Annotated in this window: 17 protein-coding genes and 2 pseudogenes; 10 read left to right on the top strand and 9 right to left on the bottom strand. The window is 56.1% G+C overall.

The window, feature by feature from the left end; all coding sequences use genetic code 11:
• Window positions 1-10: 10 nt before the first annotated feature.
• Both IB266_RS04750 and IB266_RS04745 read right to left on the bottom strand, forming a co-directional pair.
• Window positions 11-556, bottom strand: coding sequence for a cytochrome b/b6 domain-containing protein (locus IB266_RS04750; protein ID WP_192260360.1), 546 nt, complete (start codon window positions 554-556; stop codon window positions 11-13).
• Window positions 556-822: a PepSY domain-containing protein gene (locus IB266_RS04745; RefSeq protein ID WP_060742456.1), complete on the bottom strand. Its 267-nt coding sequence runs from the start codon at window positions 820-822 to the stop codon at window positions 556-558. The genes IB266_RS04750 and IB266_RS04745 overlap by 1 nt, the downstream gene beginning before the upstream one ends.
• A gap of 147 nt (window positions 823-969) precedes the next feature.
• On the opposite strand from IB266_RS04745, the gene IB266_RS04740 reads away from it, so the two are divergent.
• Entirely contained in the window at window positions 970-1,632 is a 663-nt protein-coding gene (locus tag IB266_RS04740; RefSeq protein WP_060742455.1) for a response regulator, read from the top strand.
• The gene (locus tag IB266_RS04735; protein ID WP_192260359.1) at window positions 1,629-3,053 is read left to right on the top strand and encodes a sensor histidine kinase; all 1,425 of its coding nucleotides are present in this window, start codon (window positions 1,629-1,631) and stop codon (window positions 3,051-3,053) included. The genes IB266_RS04740 and IB266_RS04735 overlap by 4 nt, the downstream gene beginning before the upstream one ends.
• 145 nt (window positions 3,054-3,198) lie before the next feature.
• Here IB266_RS04735 and IB266_RS04730 read toward each other — a convergent pair whose 3' ends face one another.
• The 3 genes from IB266_RS04730 to IB266_RS04720 form a co-directional block, all read right to left on the bottom strand.
• Complete coding sequence (locus IB266_RS04730) at window positions 3,199-4,617, bottom strand: sugar porter family MFS transporter (protein ID WP_192260358.1); 1,419 nt, start codon at window positions 4,615-4,617, stop codon at window positions 3,199-3,201.
• A 96-nt stretch (window positions 4,618-4,713) separates the two neighbouring features.
• A complete protein-coding gene (locus IB266_RS04725) occupies window positions 4,714-5,673 on the bottom strand; it encodes a sugar phosphate isomerase/epimerase family protein (protein WP_192260357.1) in 960 nt (319 codons plus the stop codon).
• A complete protein-coding gene (locus IB266_RS04720) occupies window positions 5,670-6,698 on the bottom strand; it encodes a Gfo/Idh/MocA family oxidoreductase (RefSeq protein WP_192260356.1) in 1,029 nt (342 codons plus the stop codon). Before IB266_RS04720 ends, IB266_RS04725 begins: the two co-directional genes overlap by 4 nt.
• Window positions 6,699-7,038: 340 nt before the next feature.
• On the opposite strand from IB266_RS04720, the gene IB266_RS04715 reads away from it, so the two are divergent.
• The gene (locus IB266_RS04715; RefSeq protein ID WP_103308250.1) at window positions 7,039-8,064 is read left to right on the top strand and encodes a LacI family DNA-binding transcriptional regulator; all 1,026 of its coding nucleotides are present in this window, start codon (window positions 7,039-7,041) and stop codon (window positions 8,062-8,064) included.
• Between the two features lie 45 nt (window positions 8,065-8,109).
• On the opposite strand, the pseudogene IB266_RS30645 reads toward IB266_RS04715, so the two are convergent.
• Window positions 8,110-8,214 (bottom strand): annotated as a pseudogene (locus tag IB266_RS30645) (type II toxin-antitoxin system RelE/ParE family toxin); the annotation flags it as partial.
• 127 nt (window positions 8,215-8,341) lie between these two features.
• Here IB266_RS30645 and IB266_RS04710 point away from each other — a divergent pair.
• The gene (locus IB266_RS04710) at window positions 8,342-8,896 is read left to right on the top strand and encodes a hypothetical protein (protein ID WP_192260355.1); all 555 of its coding nucleotides are present in this window, start codon (window positions 8,342-8,344) and stop codon (window positions 8,894-8,896) included.
• A 15-nt stretch (window positions 8,897-8,911) separates the two neighbouring features.
• On the opposite strand, the pseudogene IB266_RS04705 reads toward IB266_RS04710, so the two are convergent.
• Together IB266_RS04705 and IB266_RS04700 are read right to left on the bottom strand one after the other, a co-directional pair.
• A pseudogene (locus IB266_RS04705) lies at window positions 8,912-9,078 on the bottom strand (Arm DNA-binding domain-containing protein); the annotation flags it as partial.
• Between the two features lie 106 nt (window positions 9,079-9,184).
• On the bottom strand, window positions 9,185-9,787 hold the full coding sequence (locus tag IB266_RS04700) for a helix-turn-helix domain-containing protein (RefSeq protein WP_007896162.1): 603 nt from the start codon (window positions 9,785-9,787) through the stop codon (window positions 9,185-9,187).
• Between the two features lie 161 nt (window positions 9,788-9,948).
• Between IB266_RS04700 and IB266_RS04695 the strand changes: the two genes are divergently transcribed.
• Both IB266_RS04695 and IB266_RS04690 read left to right on the top strand, forming a co-directional pair.
• The gene (locus tag IB266_RS04695; RefSeq protein WP_192260354.1) at window positions 9,949-10,668 is read left to right on the top strand and encodes a B3/4 domain-containing protein; all 720 of its coding nucleotides are present in this window, start codon (window positions 9,949-9,951) and stop codon (window positions 10,666-10,668) included.
• A 5-nt stretch (window positions 10,669-10,673) separates the two neighbouring features.
• Window positions 10,674-11,567: a dihydrodipicolinate synthase family protein gene (locus IB266_RS04690; RefSeq protein ID WP_192260353.1), complete on the top strand. Its 894-nt coding sequence runs from the start codon at window positions 10,674-10,676 to the stop codon at window positions 11,565-11,567.
• Window positions 11,568-11,653: 86 nt separating this feature from the next.
• On the opposite strand, the gene IB266_RS04685 is transcribed toward IB266_RS04690, so the two are convergent.
• Entirely contained in the window at window positions 11,654-12,106 is a 453-nt protein-coding gene (locus IB266_RS04685) for a DinB family protein (protein WP_192260352.1), read from the bottom strand.
• 239 nt (window positions 12,107-12,345) lie between these two features.
• Between IB266_RS04685 and thrC the strand changes: the two genes are divergently transcribed.
• From thrC to IB266_RS04665, 4 genes are all read left to right on the top strand, one after another.
• The gene (thrC, locus tag IB266_RS04680) at window positions 12,346-13,749 is read left to right on the top strand and encodes a threonine synthase (RefSeq protein WP_192260351.1); all 1,404 of its coding nucleotides are present in this window, start codon (window positions 12,346-12,348) and stop codon (window positions 13,747-13,749) included.
• Window positions 13,750-13,763: 14 nt separating this feature from the next.
• Entirely contained in the window at window positions 13,764-14,201 is a 438-nt protein-coding gene (locus IB266_RS04675; protein WP_192260350.1) for an Lrp/AsnC family transcriptional regulator, read from the top strand.
• 117 nt (window positions 14,202-14,318) lie between these two features.
• On the top strand, window positions 14,319-15,368 hold the full coding sequence (locus IB266_RS04670; RefSeq protein WP_007896168.1) for a homoserine dehydrogenase: 1,050 nt from the start codon (window positions 14,319-14,321) through the stop codon (window positions 15,366-15,368).
• A gap of 2 nt (window positions 15,369-15,370) precedes the next feature.
• Window positions 15,371-16,789, top strand: a complete 1,419-nt coding sequence (locus IB266_RS04665) for an aldehyde dehydrogenase family protein (protein ID WP_060742429.1) — start codon at window positions 15,371-15,373, stop codon at window positions 16,787-16,789.
• Window positions 16,790-16,807 lie beyond the last annotated feature (18 nt).

Genomic DNA, 16,807 nt, shown 5'->3' with positions numbered 1-16,807 from the left:
CGGAAAAAGATTACGGTGCACGCTCATCCGGCAGGCGCTTCCTGCGACCGGTGAGCATGGATAACGGCAGGTTGTCCCGCAGCTGGAAACTCTCGAACACCGCTGCCAGCACATGGATGCACACCAGTCCCAGCAACACATTGGCCGCGGTTTCGTGGACTTGCAGGGGCCAATCGGCGCCCCATAAAGCATCGACTTCCTGCATCAGGAAGCCGCTGATACCGAGGGTCAACAGCGCCGACAGCATCGCCACCATCACCAGGGCGCCGAGCGGCGAATGACCCAGGCGATGTTGCGGGCGCCACCTGAGCAGCGAGCGCAGGTGGGCCGCAAGCCGCTTCGGTGTCGGCCAAAAGTCTGACCAGCGCGCGCTGCGCGGCCCGACGAACCCCCACACCGCTCGTACCAGCAGCCAGCCCATGGCGTAGTAGCCCAGCCAGACATGCCAGTCGTCGCCCGCTTCATTGAAGAAGTAATTGGCAACAAAGACCCCGGCGATAGACAGGTGAAACAGCCTCACCAGCGGGTCCCAAAGGCGCAGGGATTCGCCTTGCATCAGCCTTTTATCTCAGTCTTCACGGCCTTGCCGGTAACCGGGTCGTGGTAGATCTCGACTTTGCGCTTGTCCTTGTCGAAACCGTAGATCTCATAGCAATTGCCGTCGGTGACCTTGAACTTGCTGATTTGGTAGCCTTCGGCCTTGAGCTTGTCCTGGAAGGCTTTTTCGTCTTGCCATTGCGAGCGTTCGGCGGTGGTGCATTGCGGGCCGGCGACGGCCAGAGGGCTGGCGATAATCAGGGACAGCAGGAGAATTTTGCGCATGGAAAAGCTCTCAGCGTTTGTGGGAGCTTGCACAGTGCAAAATCAACCTTAGCGAAACCTTAGTTGGTAATGAGCTGTAACATCTTTGCCGGAATAGCCCCCGACAGAACCCGGCATGATGCCGCCGATTCCTAGAGATATTTTGCGATGCGCCTACTCCTCGTCGAAGATGATCGTGCCCTCGGCCAGGGGATTCGCGTGGCATTGGGCGCCGAAGGCTACACCCTTGACTGGCTGCAGGATGGCCTGGGCGCATTGCATGCCTTGCGCAGCGAAAGCTTCGACCTGCTGCTGCTCGACCTCGGCCTGCCGCGCCTGGATGGCCTTGATCTGTTGCAGCAATTGCGTGCCGAGCAGCACGACCTGCCAGTGCTTATCCTCACCGCACGCGATGGCACCGCCGAGCGTATCGCCGGATTGGATGCGGGCGCTGACGATTACCTGATCAAACCGTTCGACGTGGAGGAGCTCAAGGCCCGCGTGCGTGCGTTACTGCGCCGCAGCCAGGGCCGCGCACAACCGCTGTTGGAGCATGCTGGCGTCAGCCTCGACCCAGCCACCCAGCAGGTTCGCTATCAGGACGAGGAGATCATCGTCACACTGATGGAATACCAATTGCTGCACCAGTTGATGGTGCGCCCCGGCAAAGTGGTGACACGCGAGCGGCTATCGCGGGCGTTGTACGGCTGGCAGGACCGCGTCGAGAGCAATACCCTCGAAGTGCTGATCCATAACCTGCGCAAAAAAATTTCCACCGAACTGATCCGTACCGTGCGTGGTGTCGGCTACGTACTGGCGCTCAAACCATGATTTCCGTCCGCGCGCGCATTCTCGTCCCGGTGCTGGTGCTGATCCTGCTGGGTGACGCCCTGATCAGCTGGCTGGTCCTGCGCGACAGCCACCACGAAATCGAAGAGGTCTACGACGCGCAACTCGCTCAAAGTGCCCGCCTGCTTCAAGGCGTGCTGCACCAACGCGCCCCCGGCGAGGCCGACTGGGACCGTCTCTACCAAGCCTTCGACCAGGCCATGAGCCGTGTCGGCGCAGACGGTGTAGCCCATCCCTACGAAACCCGCCTGACCTTTCAAGTCTGGCGCACCGATGGCCAACTGCTGGTGCGCTCCGCCGAAGCACCGATCCTCGATGCGCCGCCCGTCACCCTTGGCTCCCACGACCTGATGGACAACGGCAACGACTGGTGCGCCTTCCTCCTGGCTGACCCGCAACAGGGCCTGTTGATATGGGTGGGCGAGCGCGACGACATTCGCCAGGACCTTATCCAGCGCATCGTTCGCCACACGCTGTGGCCCACACTGATCGGTGTGCCGCTGCTGGCATTATTGATCTGGCTGGTCATTGGCTGGGGCCTCAACCCCCTGCGCGCCATGGCCCGTTCTATTCGCGGGCGCACCACCGATTCTTTGCAGCCGTTGCACCTCAAGCCGCTGCCGAGCGACCTGGAGCCCATGCAAACCGCGCTCAACCGCCTGTTGGATCAGGTGGATGATCTATTGGAGCGCGAGCGCCGCTTCATCGCCGACGCCGCCCACGAACTGCGTACACCCTTGGCAATCCTGCGCATCCACGCCCAGAACGCGCAAAGCGCCGTCACCGAAGAACAGCGGCGTGAGGCGTTGGATTTCCTGGTCAATGGCGTCGACCGCGCCACCCGTATAGGCAGCCAACTGCTCACCATGGCCCGCATCGAACCGCAACTGAACAACCCCCTGTATCAACGCGTGCAACTCACCGAACTGGTCCGCGAAGAACTGGCCGAACTCACGCCACTGGCCATGGAAAAGGGCGTGGAGTTGGTGCTGGAGTGTGATGAAGAGTGTTGGGTAGAAACCGAGCCGATAGCGTTAGCCATTGCCATGCAGAATCTGGTGACCAATGCCCTCAACTTTTCTTCCCCAGGCAGCGAGGTGACTGTCGTGGTGCGCAAGGACGAGGCGGGCATGGCCAGCTTGAGGGTGGAGGACGCCGGGCCGGGAATAGCAGAAGGGGAGCTTGGCAGATTGTTCGAGCGATTTTACAGCCGAGGCAATGCCAATGGCGCGGGCTTGGGATTGGCCATCGTACAGATGATTACTCGTAAAATTGGTTGCACCCTGCACATTTACAATCGAACAAGCGGGGGCGTATGTGCAGAACTCGGCCTGAACCAGGCCAGCCGCCCCTACAACGTTCTCGCAAATTCGAATAACGCACCTGTCACCCTGACAACGTAGGTGAACTCCGAACGAAAACCACTTCCCGCTATAAAGCAGCCTGAACTCGGGCACAGCCATCAGCAGAGGAGGGCCGCTTCCCAAAAAACATGGAGCGAAATAGGGAAGCGGTGGAACGGCAGTTAAGGGGAAACTTCATCCTCGCCTAACCATACAACCGCTGTTCAATCTCTTCGAGGGTGCTGCCTCGTGTCTCCGGTACCCATACCGCGACGAAGGTCAGAGATAGAAGTCCTGCTCCCACGAACACAAAGAAGGTTTGGCCGATCCCGATCGTCGCAACCAAAGATGGAAAAAACATGCCGATCATCACGTTGGTCAACCAGAACGCTGCGATCGCCATGCCCATGCATCCGCCGCGGATGCGCATTGGGAAGATTTCCGCCAAAAGCACCCAAAAAGCAGGCCCGATCAGCCCTTGCATGGAGGCAAGGAACATCGCCATGGCGCCGAGAATGAGCATGGCGCGGGTAACGGAGGGATCGACAAAAACTGAAACCAGGCCAATCAACAGTAAAGACAATGTGGTACCAGTGAAACCGAGCAGCATCATTGGGCGACGGCCCACGCGGTCCAGCAGCGCAATGCCCACGAACGTTGCGCCAATCGAGATAACGCCGTTTACGACATTGGCGATCAGTGCACTACGTTGCTCCAGGCCTGCTTCTGTGAGGATCTGGGTGCCGAAGTACATGATTGAATTGACTCCGGTCAGCTGCGACGTAACAGCGATACCGATGCCAATCAAAAAGATTCGTCGCGCGCCCTTTTGAGACAGATCGCGCCAGCCGCCTTTTTTGATGAATCGCTCGTTGCTGATCTGCTGGGTGATGGCCTCCATCTCAGCCTTGGCGTAGTACTCCTCCCGTATCAGTTTCAGTACCTCCAGGCCCTCTCTGAAGCGCCCTTTGGTGGCTAGCCAGCGCGGGCTTTCCGGCATGTAGAGCATTCCCAACCAGAGTGCCACTGCTGGCAGGGTTGCCAAGGCAAGCATCCATCTCCAAACACCGTCGAGATCGCTAAACAAATTGCCCAGTGTGGCGTTGGTGGTGAAGGCCAGGAACTGCCCAGTGACGATCATCAACTCGTTGCGAGTGATGATGCGACCGCGGATGCTGGATGGGGCCATCTCCGCCAGATACGCCGGCACGACGACCGATGCGCCGCCCACCGCTAACCCCAGCGTGAAGCGGGCGGCCACCATGACGTTGAGGGTGGGCGCCAGCGCACAAGCCAACGCGCCAAGAAAAAACACTACGGCGAGGAAAAGAATGATACGACGGCGACCCTTGAGGTCCGATAGGCGACCGCTGAACAGCGCCCCCATCATTGCGCCGATCAATAGGGCGCTGGCGACCAAACCTTCCGTGAAGGGTGTCAGGCCCAGGTCATCTTTCATGTAGAGCAAGGCGCCATTGATGACGCCGGTATCGAAGCCGAATAGCAGGCCGCCAAACGTGGCAATCCAAGTGATTTTCTGCAGGTAGCGCTGTGCCTGGTGTTTTTCAGGACTTACAAAAGTGGCTGAAGTGTCTGCCGTATTTCCGTAGGAATTAATTGTCATTGTGATATTCCTGACTGAAACTCATGGGTGATGCTCACTCGCCGTCGCGGTGAGCGTTTCAACATGCAATTACATTGGTTTTTCTCGTGGTGCGATTCAGATGGGTTGGGGTTTGAAATCGCTGGTGGCTACCGGCATGACGCTCTGTAGCAGTCTTACGGACTTTTCCAAACCCTCGCGGCTGTTGAGTAAAACGTCCTCATGCTCGATCGATAGCCAGCCATCGTAGCCAGCCATCTTCAAGCGGTAGCAGAACTGCCGCCACCATTGCTCACCGTGGCCGAATCCAAGCGTGATGTAGGACCAGCTTCGGGATGAGATATCCATCAACGAGCTATTTTCCAGCAGTGAATCCACGGCCTGGACTGGCGCGTTAAGCAAAGTATCTTTGGCGTGCACATGGTAAATGGCGTCGCCCAGTGCCTCGGCGGCGACCAGCGGGTCAGCGCCCATCCAGAACAGATGCGAGGGATCAAGGTTGGCGCCAATCACCGGTCCGATTGCATTGCGTAGCTTCAGCAGCGAGCGGACGTTGTAGACGCACTGGTTACCGTGCAACTCCAAAGCGATGCGCTCCACGCCGTTCTCCTTGGCCAGATCAGCTATTTCGCTCCAGAAGGGCAGCAGGCGTTCTTCCCATTGATAGCGCAGCATTGCCTGGGTTTCGGGAGGCCATGAGGCAACCACCCAGTTCGGCATCCTGTCGCCGGCCCGCCCTTCAGGTAAGCCAGACATGGTGCAGACGGTCTTGACTCCCAGTTCACCGGCTACGCGTATCGTGTCCCTGAGGCATTGACCTTGTTCGGGCTGCGTGGGATGCAAAGGGTTGCCGTTGGCGTTCAAGGAAATGATTTCCAGACGGTGTTCCTGGAAGCTACGTTTGAGGGCCTTGCGGTCATCGGCGCTGGCAAGCATCTGCGCCAAGTCAAAGTGCGGCGCGGTCGACCATCCGCCGGTGTTGATCTCCAGGCCCGACACTCCCAGCCGTTCAGCCTGCTTGAGCATCTCCCGCAGGGGCAGGTTGCCGAGGCTATCGGTGACGAATCCCAGCTTCATGACGTAGCTCCTTCTCGCGGTCGGTAGAGGGGCGGTGCTTCCAGCGTTGGCAAAACTACCCGGCGACGCTGATGGAGTGCCTCGATGCCGGCTTGAGCGACAATGGCTGCGCAGTAGCCGTCCCAGGCACTCGCGGCATGGACAGGGAAACTACCTGTGGTGATGAACTCCACGAATGCTTTGTTCTGCAGGCGGTAGGCGTCGGCGAAACGCGGCCGCCAATCGGCAGCGTACCTTTCAAAACCCTGAAGATGGGTGTTGAAGCGAGCATGTACGGGGGTGGCCAGTTGCACGGAACCCAACTCGCCCACCAGCTCGCCACGGACGTCGTACCCGTAATGGGCGTTGTTGTTGATTTCGATGTTCACCAGATGGCCTTCCCGGGTTTCCAGCACCATGAATACCGGGGCGCCGACGCCGTCCTTAGACGTGTGGGTGGGTTGGAACACCGAAATGGCAACGTATTCAGTATCGAGCACGTGACGTGCCACATCGAACTCATGCGGCGCGGAGTTACTGATCGCCATTTGCCCGCTGAAGTTGGCGGGGGCTTCTACGTTGCGGTGGAAGTTGTGCATCATCACAGCCCGACCTATCACGCCGTCGCCCAAGGCACTTTTCATTTCCCTGTACGAAGGGTCAAACCGGCGCATGAAGCCCAGTTGCACGAATTGGCGCCCCCGGGAGGCCTCTTTGTCGATGACCGCCAGGCACTGGTCCGGGCTTTGAGACAACGGCTTTTCACACAGTGCGGGTTTCCCTGCATCAATGGCAGCCATGGTCAGGACCGCATGGGTTTCGTCCGGGCTGGCGATGATGATTGCATCGACATCGGACCTTGAAAGCGTGAACAGTGGGTCAGTGGAAACGTCAGCGGCTCCATAACGGTCAGCTATCAGCTTCGCTCGCTCTGGCGACGCATCACACACCACATGCAAAGTGGCTCCCGGAAGGTCCTGGGCAATGATGCGGGCGTGATCCTCCCCCATAATTCCCGCGCCGATAACGGCGATTCGTATGCTCATATTCAACTACCTATCAATGGGCGAAAGTCATCTACGCAGCGTCGAACGCGCGAGCACGTTGACTGAGAAGGGAGGTGCAAGGTGGGCCACGAGCGGCTTGGCCGTGGCGGTCGAAACCAACCGATGAGGCGAGTTATTCATGGGGCTGTCCTGGCGGTTTGTTGTGTTTGTTATGCCTCGATTATTAGCGCCGAAAAAGCAAGCATCAAGGAGCACCATAGGCGGTTTATGATGTGAAAAACCTCAAATTTAAGAGTGCAGTACCATTTTTCATTGCTCTTGAAGCCGACCACCGGGAATGTTTATATGGTGTAAATGACATCAAAAGAGGGCGTGCCATATGACCACGCAAACATCAGCGCGCTTATGGAAGGGCCCCACCGTTCAACAGGTCGCCAAGGTGGCGAGGGTCGGGCCTGCGACCGTCGATCGTGTGCTCAACAACCGTCCCGGCGTTCGGGAAAACACCCGTCTGAAAGTCCTGGCTGCGCTGGATAAGCTAAGGAAAGACTTGGCTGACGGCATGGCAACGTTGCAGATCAAGCTCTTTTGCGATTCGGGCGAAACCTTCAATGCAACGTTGGCCGACGCCGAGGCATTGGTGAACGCTTCGACACCAGGCGTCGTCGTGCATGGCTACTATGAACCGACTAACCAGGTCGATCCCGCCACTTTTGCTGATCAGGTTCAGGCACAGGGCGCCTCGGCGGATGGTGTGATCGTGGTATCGCGCGAGCATCCGGCGATCAATCGAGCGATTCGCAAACTGTGCAGCCTAGGTATACCAGTCGTTTGCCTGACCACCGACCTGCCTAATTCCGGGCGAAGCGCTTATGTAGGCAACGATCAATATGCGGCGGGCAGTGTCGCTGGGTTACTGATAGGCAATGCGTTACCCAAGGAACCGGCAAAAATTCTGTTAGTGACCAGTGTGCCGTTTCGCTGTCAGCAAGAGCGGGAGATGGGGTTTCGCAGGGTGCTCCGTTCCGAGTTTCCGTATCTGAAAATCGACGAACGAGTGATGTCCGACGATCGCCCTCAGACTACGACTGAACAATTGACGCGTTATTTTTCCAAGCACGACTACCCGGCAGCCATCTACAACGTGGCCGGTGCCAATCGAGGCGTTGCTCAAGCGATAGATACCATTGCGGCTGAGGATCGGCCTATTTTCGTCGGCCATGAGCTTACAGTTCATACGCGGGCGATGCTTGAGTCCGGCGTCATGGATTATGTTATCTCTCATGATTTCGTTGGCGAGACTGCCGCAGCGGTGCGCTGGATACGAGGAGCGGTTGAGGGAGCAGCGACAACGCCACCTTCAACACAGATCTTGATTCACACTCGATACAACTGCGGTGCGTAAGGCCACGTTGCGTTCTACCCAGCCGTGTCCCTCGGCAAAACCAAGGATGGCGTCATGAAGGAGTCTGACGACCTCGATCACGTCGTCGCTTGCCACACGATAGAACACGATATAGCGTGGGCTTTTGACCGTTCCATGGGTTTGTTTGGCCTACTGGCAATATAAGCGACACGCTGCGGGTGTGAACAACATCCGGGCAAGTGAGCAGGCAAGTAAGCTAGGCTGTTCGCACGACAGGCCGTTGGTATTCGACGGCCTGAAAACAAAGGCGCTATCAATGTCGAAGCATTTGCTGTTGGGCTGGACCCGTTCCTTGTGCGTGCTTGCTGCCTTGAGCGGCGCGGCCACCATGGCAGTTGCTGCCCCGGCTGAAGAAAACGCTACGGCGGAATCGGACATCCAATCGGTGTCCCTGGCAGGCGGCAAGCTGAAGTTCATGCTGAAAGGCGTCGAGGCCCGTACCTTGAACAGCGAGAACGGCGGCACGATGTACTTCGATCCGAAAAGCGAGCGGGCCATCATCGTTACCGAAGGTCCGGCGCCGACTACGGGCACCACCCCGGACGCTGCGTTTCCCCTTGCCGTGGATACCTTGAAGGAAAAGCAGCAAGCCGCGTCACCCAACTTTCGCATGACTAGCGAGAAGACCATTCAGGTGAACGGCTTGAAGATGTACCGCCTGGACGGCACCGACGATTTCAACGGCCTGAAACTACTGATGGCCTCGTTGATGACGATGAACGATCAGAAGATCACCATCATCGAAGTGATGTCCAGCGAAAACGACCCGGCCGGCCATACCGCTGCGTTGAAGAACATTCTGGGCAAGTAAACCGCAGGTTTCCGGATAGTTAGCCACATCGCGGCGCGCGCCGCGGGCGATGTCGCGCGTTTCCTTCAGACCGATGTCGGGTAAGCACCGATGGAGAAGCGGTTTTCCTTGCCATGCAGCCGATACTTCAAGCGCCAGAACTTGGAAGGGGATTGGCCGGGTTCGGTCAGCGGGCGGATCAAGGCATCATCCTGCGTGGGACTTGATGGCTTTCGGTGGCACCGCTTTTTTGAAATTGGATGGTTCGCCCGCCTTGCAGATGTTCACTGGCTGCCGTCCACCGGATATCTATTGATGCATCTCCGTCACGGACATGGTGAACACCAACTTGGATCTGCCTGCATTGGAATAGGAGTGAGGTACATCGGTTTTGGCCACTGCCGAACTCCCCGCAGGGATGACCAGCTCTGTTTCCCCTACCACGCATTTCAGCGTGCCTTTCTCCACATGAAACAGCTCAAGCGTGCCCTGAGGATGCCCCTGTGAAGCGAAAGATTCGCCTGGGTGCATTTCCCAACGCCACAGCTCGATCATATTAGGACCGGACGTTCCCGCCAGAAGCCGTGCCGTTCCTCCCAGGTCCCCGGTCCAGAGCGTGGGGATGTCTTGGCTGTCGATGATATGGGCGGATGGGGCTTCGGTCACATTGACGATGTCTGCAACGGACAGGCCCAGCGCGGCGGCGATTTTGCAAAGGATGCCGATACTGGGGTTCGCCGTACATTTCTCTATTTCGACGACCATTCCTTTGCTCACCCCTGAGCGGCGAGAAAGCTCATCCAACGTGATCTTCTGTGCTTTGCGCGCCTGTTTGAGCGTGCGCGCGACGGCCAGGCTGACAGCTTGAGCGTCAGCACCAGGGGTAGTCGACAGGCTGGTATTCGTGGTCATTGATGAGGGTCATGAGAAAAAATGTGTGGGGATTCTCGGCCTTTACCAATCACCCCGTCAATCTGCACACGCGTTATAGTAGATGATATTAGTCATTATATTGACTTTATTGGTCGCCACTGACTAGCATGAAATGACATTTGGATTCCTGGAGGTTTTTGATGCTGTCCGTACTGCCGTTGATCGATCAAGCCGTTGCAGAATTGGCTCCGGAGTTCAGAGCCCTGAGCATTGTGGTGGGAGCTGCGCCACTGGCCAATCCTGAGGTGGCTCAGGCCGCGCTGGACCGTGCTTGCAAGGCTGTTCAGGAAGGTGGGCCAAGCTGGGGTGAAGCTCATCTGGCCGAATGGGCGGAGACATTCCGAAAGTTTGGGGCCAAGCCGCAACGCACGCCTTGTTCAGCTGAGGCGCTGCGTAAACGGGTTTTACGTGACGGCGGCTTGCCTAGCCTGGATCCCATCGTCGATCTCTACAACGCAATCAGCATTGAGTACGCCATTCCGGTTGGAGGGGAAAATATTGAAGCCTATGCGGGCTCTCCGCGGCTGGTAGTCGCAGATGGCACCGAGCCTTTTGACACCATGAAAGAAGGGGCTCCTGCTTTCGAGTATCCAGACGCCGGCGAGGTCGTCTGGCGCGATGACAAAGGCGTGACCTGCCGTCGTTGGAATTGGCGGCAAGGTGTGAGGACCCGTCTCGGTGCTGACGCGAAGTGCATGTGGTTCATTCTGGAAAGTTTGCCGGCGATGCCCCTTGAAGCCTTGACGGAAGCAGGGGACAAACTGATCGAAGGTTTGCAGCAAATGATGCCCGGCGCCCAGATCGAAAGCTCACTGATTGGTCCCGGGGCCAAATGGTCGACAGACCACTGCAAGGAGTGATGACCATGTTTACCGGCCTTAGTGCATTTCCTCTGACGCCTATGGATGAGCAGGGTGTGGACGAAATTGCTTTTGCCCGTCTTGTGCAGCAACTGGTGGCGGCGAAAGTAGATTCCATCGGGGCACTCGGATCCACCGGAAGTTATGCCTATCTCTCTCGCGCCGAACGTTTTCGAGTTGCACAGTTGGCAGTAGAGGCCGCAGAAGATGTGCCGGTGATGGTTAGCATCGGTGCGCTGCGTACACGCGACGTTTTGCTGTTGGCTGAGGATGCGCAAGCCGTGGGCGTCCAAGCCTTGTTGCTGCCGCCCGTGTCGTATCAAAAACTGACTCAGGACGATGTTTTTTCGATGTACGAAATGGTTTCGGCCAACATCTCAGTCCCACTGTGTGTCTATGACAATCCTGGCACCACCCATTTTGAATTTAGCGATGAGTTACACAGGCGTATTGCAGAGCTACCCAATGTCAGGTCAATCAAAATCCCCGGTGTCCCCGAGGCGCCGCACCTGGCCAAGGAGCGCGTGGAGCGCCTGCGAAAATTGATTCCGAGTCACGTGACTATCGGAATAAGCGGCGATGCGTCTGCTGCTGTTGGAATGAATGCCGGTTGCGATGCCTGGTATTCGGTCATGGGCGGATTGTTCCCCAATACAGCGCTCGCCATCACGCGAGCAGCATTGTCAGGTGACGCCTTAGAAGCCACGCGGCTATCCGAATCCTTGAAGCCGCTCTGGGCTTTATTCAGCCAATTTGGCGGTAGTTTTCGCGTGATAGCAACAGCGGCGGAGCTTCGCGGCTTTACTCACTCTGCGAGTGTGCCCCTGCCGCTCAGAACCATTGATGGGGAAGGGCGTGAGCAAATTGCTGCGGTGATTGAAACGCTTGAATTGAGCTGAATATCGGCAAGGATATTCTGCCTCACCCGTGGCGGATGAGGCAGATGTTGCGATATCTACAGCTTCAAAAACGTTGTGAAATGATCCTAGTGCCCCTCCAGAATCTCCCTTGGCAGGATCGTGCCAACAGCCCCCCGATGTTGCAGGCCATGAGAAAGGACATGAGCGAGGATTTGCTCCCTGGTCATGTTGCCGGGTTTGCCGTCCTTGAAGATAAACGCTACCGGGTCAGACAGCTCCGTTGCAGTGACTGATTTCGTATAGTCAACAAACCATTGATTTGCCTTTGTAAATGCCTCTTCCAGCTGGCAAATGTCTTGCCGTTGCTCAGTGACGACGTCGTCAAACTCCTCCGGTTTTCCTTGCAGTCTGGCGATGAACAACTGGTCCACGATATTGATGTGCCTGAGCCAGTAGCAGGCTTCCTCCATTTCCATCGGAAAGGACTTTGCTATGGGCGCTTTCAAGCAACTGAAAAGCGCCTCCTCAGACCATGCCTTGTACTGATAAAGCGAGTGCAGCAGGTTCTTGGCACACATGATTTTCTCCCATTTTCTATGCGTCGGCGGCCCTTGGGCGCACCACAAGAGCAAGGACAAAGGCGTTGTCGTGCAACGGAACGGAATACCGTTGAAGAGATACGATAGTCACTATATTGACTTTAATGGTCAATGGAGTGAAGCTTGATCGAAGGCGATTAAAAACTGCCGCATTGAATTCCACAGAGCATCACCTTGAGGGTGAGCCGCTCGAAAATGGCTTGAGGGTGTCTTGGACCATGAAGTACGTCAGCACACGGACGCCTGGTAGAACATTTGAATTCAGCGAGGTCCTGATGGGGTCGTATGCGCCTGACGGTGGCTTGTACGTGCCGCGCAAGGTGCCCCGTTTCAAAAAGGAGGAGCTCTCAAAACTTGAGTGGCTGCCCTTTCACGAATTGGCTCGCCATGTCATCGAGCCATTTTTGGGGGGATGGGTCGAGCAGGATCAGCTATCTCGGATGCTTGAGGAGACCTTTGATTGTTTTACAAACAACGCAGTGGCACCGCTTTACCAGACGGCAAGTAACGAGTGGCTACTCGAGTTGTTTCATGGGCCTTCAGGCGCCTATCAAGACTTTGGTCTTCAATTAATGTCTCGTTTTATCAATCACGATTTACTGAAGTCTGGGAAGAAGGCTCTGATTGTAGGTTGCACAGGCGGAGATACTGGAGCAGCTGCAATAAAAGCATTTTCGGGAATGACGGGCGTTACTTTGTTGGTGTTGCATCCTTCCAGGGAACTAACGGCGGAGGATCGCCGGCGCTTACTGAGTGTGGAAGAAGGTAATGTAGTCAATATTGAGATCGCCGGAGATTATTCTGATTGCCATCGTTTGTGTGAGCAGTTCTTAAAACAAAATAATGATGCGCAGCAGCATCTTGTTTCGTTCAACTCAGTGCATTGGGTTCGTGTACTTGCGCACCTGTCCTTCTATTTCTATTCTGCCCTTCAGCTCGGCGCGCCTAAAAGACAAGTTGCTTTCAGTGTGCCGACCGGGAATTTTGGCGCCCTGTACGCTGGTTATATTGCCAAACAAATGGGGCTGCCCATTCGACAGCTAATCGTTGCCACGAATGCCAACGCCGGCCTGCATCACTTTCTCCAATCGAATCTGTACAGTCGAAATGAGATTCGCACTACAAAAACTCCCACTATGAATGTTTCATTGGCCTCTAATTTTGAGCGCTTGCAGTGGAGTATTTTAAATCGATGTGGAGAAAAAGTAACTCGTAATATGCAGCTGTTAGAAGGAGAGGGCACCATCCACTTAGAGCAGGATGAATGGTTGGAGGCGCGTAAATTGTTTGACTCACTGGCTGTGGACGATGCGGATGCATTCAGTTGTATTCATGAGGTCTTTGCACAGAGTGGGTATCTCGTCAGCCCCAATACCGCTATCGGCTTGCGCGCTGCGCGCGTGAGCAGGCGCAGCTTGCTGATCCCCATGATTAGCCTGGCGACGACGCATCCCTCGAAAATTGGCGCTGCAACCGATAAGTCGGAGATTTTCGGCCACCTGAATACAGGCGGCGCTCCTGCATCCACCGAACAAGACTGTACTTCAATTCCTAACGACATCGGGGCGCTGACCTCGCTGGTCAGGGCCTTATCCAAAGACACGGAGTCTCACTCGTTATAAGTTCGGAGCCAGAGATGAAACGTGTTTTAGATAAAGTTGATGAGAAAATTTTGGAAGAACTCACCCGAAATGCACGGTTGGCCCACAACGACATTGCCGCGAAAGTTAATTTATCCAGAAACGCAGTCAGGCTTCGGATTGAGCGATTGGAGCGCGATGGTTATGTCCGGGGGTACACAATTATTAAAGGTGTACCCTCAGCTGATGTAGGGCCCATTAATGCGTTGATCTTTGTTTATCGTCAGGATCGTATGCGGGATTCAGAAGTTGTTCGCTCCGTCGGGGCAATGCCTGAAGTCATTTCCTGCAATGTGATGAGTGGTGACTTCGATATTGTGTTGACGGTTCAGGCGATGAATGCAGATCGCATCCACAGGGTATGGAGTGAGATTTCTGCGCTGCCGGGCGTCCTGAATACCGTGACATCTTTTGTGCTATCCAGTACAAAGTAGCAAGTTGTACCGTTATGCGAGCATTTTGCTCGTAACAATGTTCTGTTTGCCATATTCGTAAAGTTAAGTTGGCGGATTACTATCTCCGCACCACAACATAACAATGAGAATCCTGTCGTGACTGAATACAAAATTGCGTTGCTTGGTTTTGGTGGTGTTAACCGCGCACTGACTCAGCTTATTGCCGATAAGAATTCGCGCTGGGCCGATGAGTTAGGTTTCACGTTGAAGATTGTCGGTGTCAGTGACCTTTACCTCGGCTCAATCATTAACAAAGACGGCTTGGATGCTCATGAATTGGCTGCAGTACCTGCTGCTAAAGGCGGCTTCAGGACGCTACCCGGCGGTAGTGCTGAACCGGCGAACGAAACCGTCATCCGTTTCTCAGGTGCGGATATTGTGGCTGAAGCAACCTTCACCAATCCTGTGGATGGTGAGCCGGCTACTACCTTCTGCCGCTGGGCGTTGGAGAAGGGCGTCAGTGTCGTGACCACCAACAAAGGGCCCGTGGCGCTGCATGCGCAAAGCTTGAAGACGCTGGCCGATAGCGCCGGTGCCCGCTTTGAATTTGAAGGTTCTGTCATGAGCGGAACCCCGGTTATCCGTTTGGCCAAGGAGTCACTGGCAGGCTCGGAAATCACCGGCTTCAAAGGGATCCTCAACGGCACGTCAAACTTTGTCCTCTCCAGCATGGAGACGGGGTTGGACTTCTCGAGTGCTGTCGCAAAAGCCCAGGAGTTGGGTTATGCCGAAGCCGATCCAACAGCGGATGTAGAAGGGCACGATGTGCGCTTGAAGGTCGTCATCCTCGCCAATGAACTACTGGGCGCAAAACTCAAACCAAGCGATGTCTTGTGCAAAGGGATCTCTGAAATCACGGCCAAGGATATCGCCGAGGCAACGAAAGTGAATGCCCGTTGGAAGCTGATTGGCAGTGCAGAGAAACGGAGCGATGGCTCGATTTCGGCCTCGGTGAGTCCACAGCTATTGCCATCGAGCGACGCACTCTCAGCAGTGAGCGGAGCCACCAACGCAATCACGTTCAGTACCGCCATTCTCGGTCCCGTCACCGTAGTGGGGGCAGGGGCAGGTCGTTTTGAAACCGCCTTCGCATTGCTCGCCGATATCGTGAGCATTCACAACCACAAAACCACGTCAGGTAAGTAATCATGAATAGCTTGAGTCTCTCGCTCGCTGCTGATTATAAGGCCATTACGGTGCTCAGCCCGTTTGACGGCAGCAAGGTGGGTGAAGTGGCAGACATACCTGCATCATCAGCCACCACGATAGTCGACACCGCTATTTCGGGTGCTTTGATTGCCAAGGATCTGCCGCGACATGAACGCGCGCGCATATTGGAAAAAGCCGCAGGCTCAGTCGAGCGTGACAAGGACGCCTTTGCCAAACTGATCGTCGCGGAGTCGGGAAAAACACTGAAGCAGGCGCGAAAGGAGGTGTTGCGCTGCGTCAACACCTTGAAGTTGTCTGCCGAAGAAGCCAAGCGTAATGCCGGTGAAGTCATCCCTTTTGATGCCTATGTCGGGTCTGAATCCCGTCAGGGGTGGTTCACGCGTGAAGCGTTGGGCGTAATCGTCGCCATCACCCCTTACAACGACCCGCTTAATCTGGTTGCGCATAAATTGGGACCTGCCATCGCAGGGGGAAATGCGGTCGTTCTCAAACCGTCTGAGCTCACACCGCTGTCAGCGATCAAGTTGGTAGAGTGTTTGATTGATGCGGGCCTGCCTCCGGCTGTCGTCACAGTTGCTACAGGCGGCGCCGCGCTGGGCAAGGCTCTTGTGGCCCACCGTGCGGTGCGCATGGTGTCGTTCACGGGCGGCTTTGTCACCGGTGAGCAGATCGCTCGCACAGCCGGCCTCAAGAAGCTGGCGATGGATCTTGGCGGTAACGCACCGGTCATCGTAATGGCTGATTGTGATTTGGATGAAACAGTCGACTCATGCGTGTCGGGCGCCTTCTGGGCAGCGGGTCAAAACTGCATCGGTACTCAGCGGATCCTCATCGAGGCCCCACTCTACGAAGTCTTCAAAACGCGCTTTGTTGAACAGACCCGGCAGTTGATCGTCGGCAACCCTGCTGACGAGCAGACGGACGTGGGGCCGATGATTACCGAGGCGTCAGCCAAGCGTACCGAAGAGGTGGTCAATGACGCCATTGCCAAAGGCGCCACCTTGTTGTTTGGCAATACGCGCAACGGCTCGCTCTATTCACCGACCGTGCTGGAAGGTGTCGACCGCCATTGCAAGTTGTGGTGCGAAGAAGTGTTCAGCCCGGTAGTCATCCTCCAGAGCGTCGCTTCCCTGGATGAAGCATTGGCACTGGCTAACGAACCTGAATACAGCCTGCATGCTGGGATCTTCACCAGCAATCTGAAGGTTGCAATGACCGCCGCTAAACGACTGGAGGCGGGCGGGGTGATGATCAACGACTCTTCCGACTACCGCTTTGATGCAATGCCTTTTGGCGGCTTCAAGTACGGGAGCATGGGCCGTGAGGGCGTACGTTTCGCTTACGAAGACATGACGCAACCCAAGGTCGTTTGCATAAACGGCGTGAGTGGAAGCTAAACAGCTCGCTCGACTCAA

Origin of the sequence: Pseudomonas sp. Pdm06 (genome assembly GCF_014851795.1) — a bacterium.
GTDB lineage: Bacteria > Pseudomonadota > Gammaproteobacteria > Pseudomonadales > Pseudomonadaceae > Aquipseudomonas > Aquipseudomonas fluorescens_AA.
The sequence above is the reverse complement of the archived record's forward strand: the minus strand, read 5'-3'. Positions and strand labels throughout refer to the sequence as shown.

What these genes read in the sequence shown, in the direction of transcription:
- IB266_RS04725 (WP_192260357.1), bottom strand. Translation starts at nt 5,673, where the DNA reads ATGAAGCTGGGATTCGTCACCGATAGCCTCGGCAACCTGCCCCTGCGG.
- IB266_RS04730 (WP_192260358.1), bottom strand. Translation starts at nt 4,617, where the DNA reads ATGACAATTAATTCCTACGGAAATACGGCAGACACTTCAGCCACTTTT.
- IB266_RS04695 (WP_192260354.1), top strand. Translation starts at nt 9,949, where the DNA reads ATGCTGTCCGTACTGCCGTTGATCGATCAAGCCGTTGCAGAATTGGCT.
- IB266_RS04740 (WP_060742455.1), top strand. Translation starts at nt 970, where the DNA reads ATGCGCCTACTCCTCGTCGAAGATGATCGTGCCCTCGGCCAGGGGATT.
- IB266_RS04710 (WP_192260355.1), top strand. Translation starts at nt 8,342, where the DNA reads ATGTCGAAGCATTTGCTGTTGGGCTGGACCCGTTCCTTGTGCGTGCTT.
- IB266_RS04700 (WP_007896162.1), bottom strand. Translation starts at nt 9,787, where the DNA reads ATGACCACGAATACCAGCCTGTCGACTACCCCTGGTGCTGACGCTCAA.
- IB266_RS04720 (WP_192260356.1), bottom strand. Translation starts at nt 6,698, where the DNA reads ATGAGCATACGAATCGCCGTTATCGGCGCGGGAATTATGGGGGAGGAT.
- IB266_RS04735 (WP_192260359.1), top strand. Translation starts at nt 1,629, where the DNA reads ATGATTTCCGTCCGCGCGCGCATTCTCGTCCCGGTGCTGGTGCTGATC.
- thrC (WP_192260351.1), top strand. Translation starts at nt 12,346, where the DNA reads ATGAAGTACGTCAGCACACGGACGCCTGGTAGAACATTTGAATTCAGC.
- IB266_RS04690 (WP_192260353.1), top strand. Translation starts at nt 10,674, where the DNA reads ATGTTTACCGGCCTTAGTGCATTTCCTCTGACGCCTATGGATGAGCAG.
- IB266_RS04715 (WP_103308250.1), top strand. Translation starts at nt 7,039, where the DNA reads ATGACCACGCAAACATCAGCGCGCTTATGGAAGGGCCCCACCGTTCAA.
- IB266_RS04745 (WP_060742456.1), bottom strand. Translation starts at nt 822, where the DNA reads ATGCGCAAAATTCTCCTGCTGTCCCTGATTATCGCCAGCCCTCTGGCC.
- IB266_RS04685 (WP_192260352.1), bottom strand. Translation starts at nt 12,106, where the DNA reads ATGTGTGCCAAGAACCTGCTGCACTCGCTTTATCAGTACAAGGCATGG.
- IB266_RS04675 (WP_192260350.1), top strand. Translation starts at nt 13,764, where the DNA reads ATGAAACGTGTTTTAGATAAAGTTGATGAGAAAATTTTGGAAGAACTC.
- IB266_RS04750 (WP_192260360.1), bottom strand. Translation starts at nt 556, where the DNA reads ATGCAAGGCGAATCCCTGCGCCTTTGGGACCCGCTGGTGAGGCTGTTT.
- IB266_RS04665 (WP_060742429.1), top strand. Translation starts at nt 15,371, where the DNA reads ATGAATAGCTTGAGTCTCTCGCTCGCTGCTGATTATAAGGCCATTACG.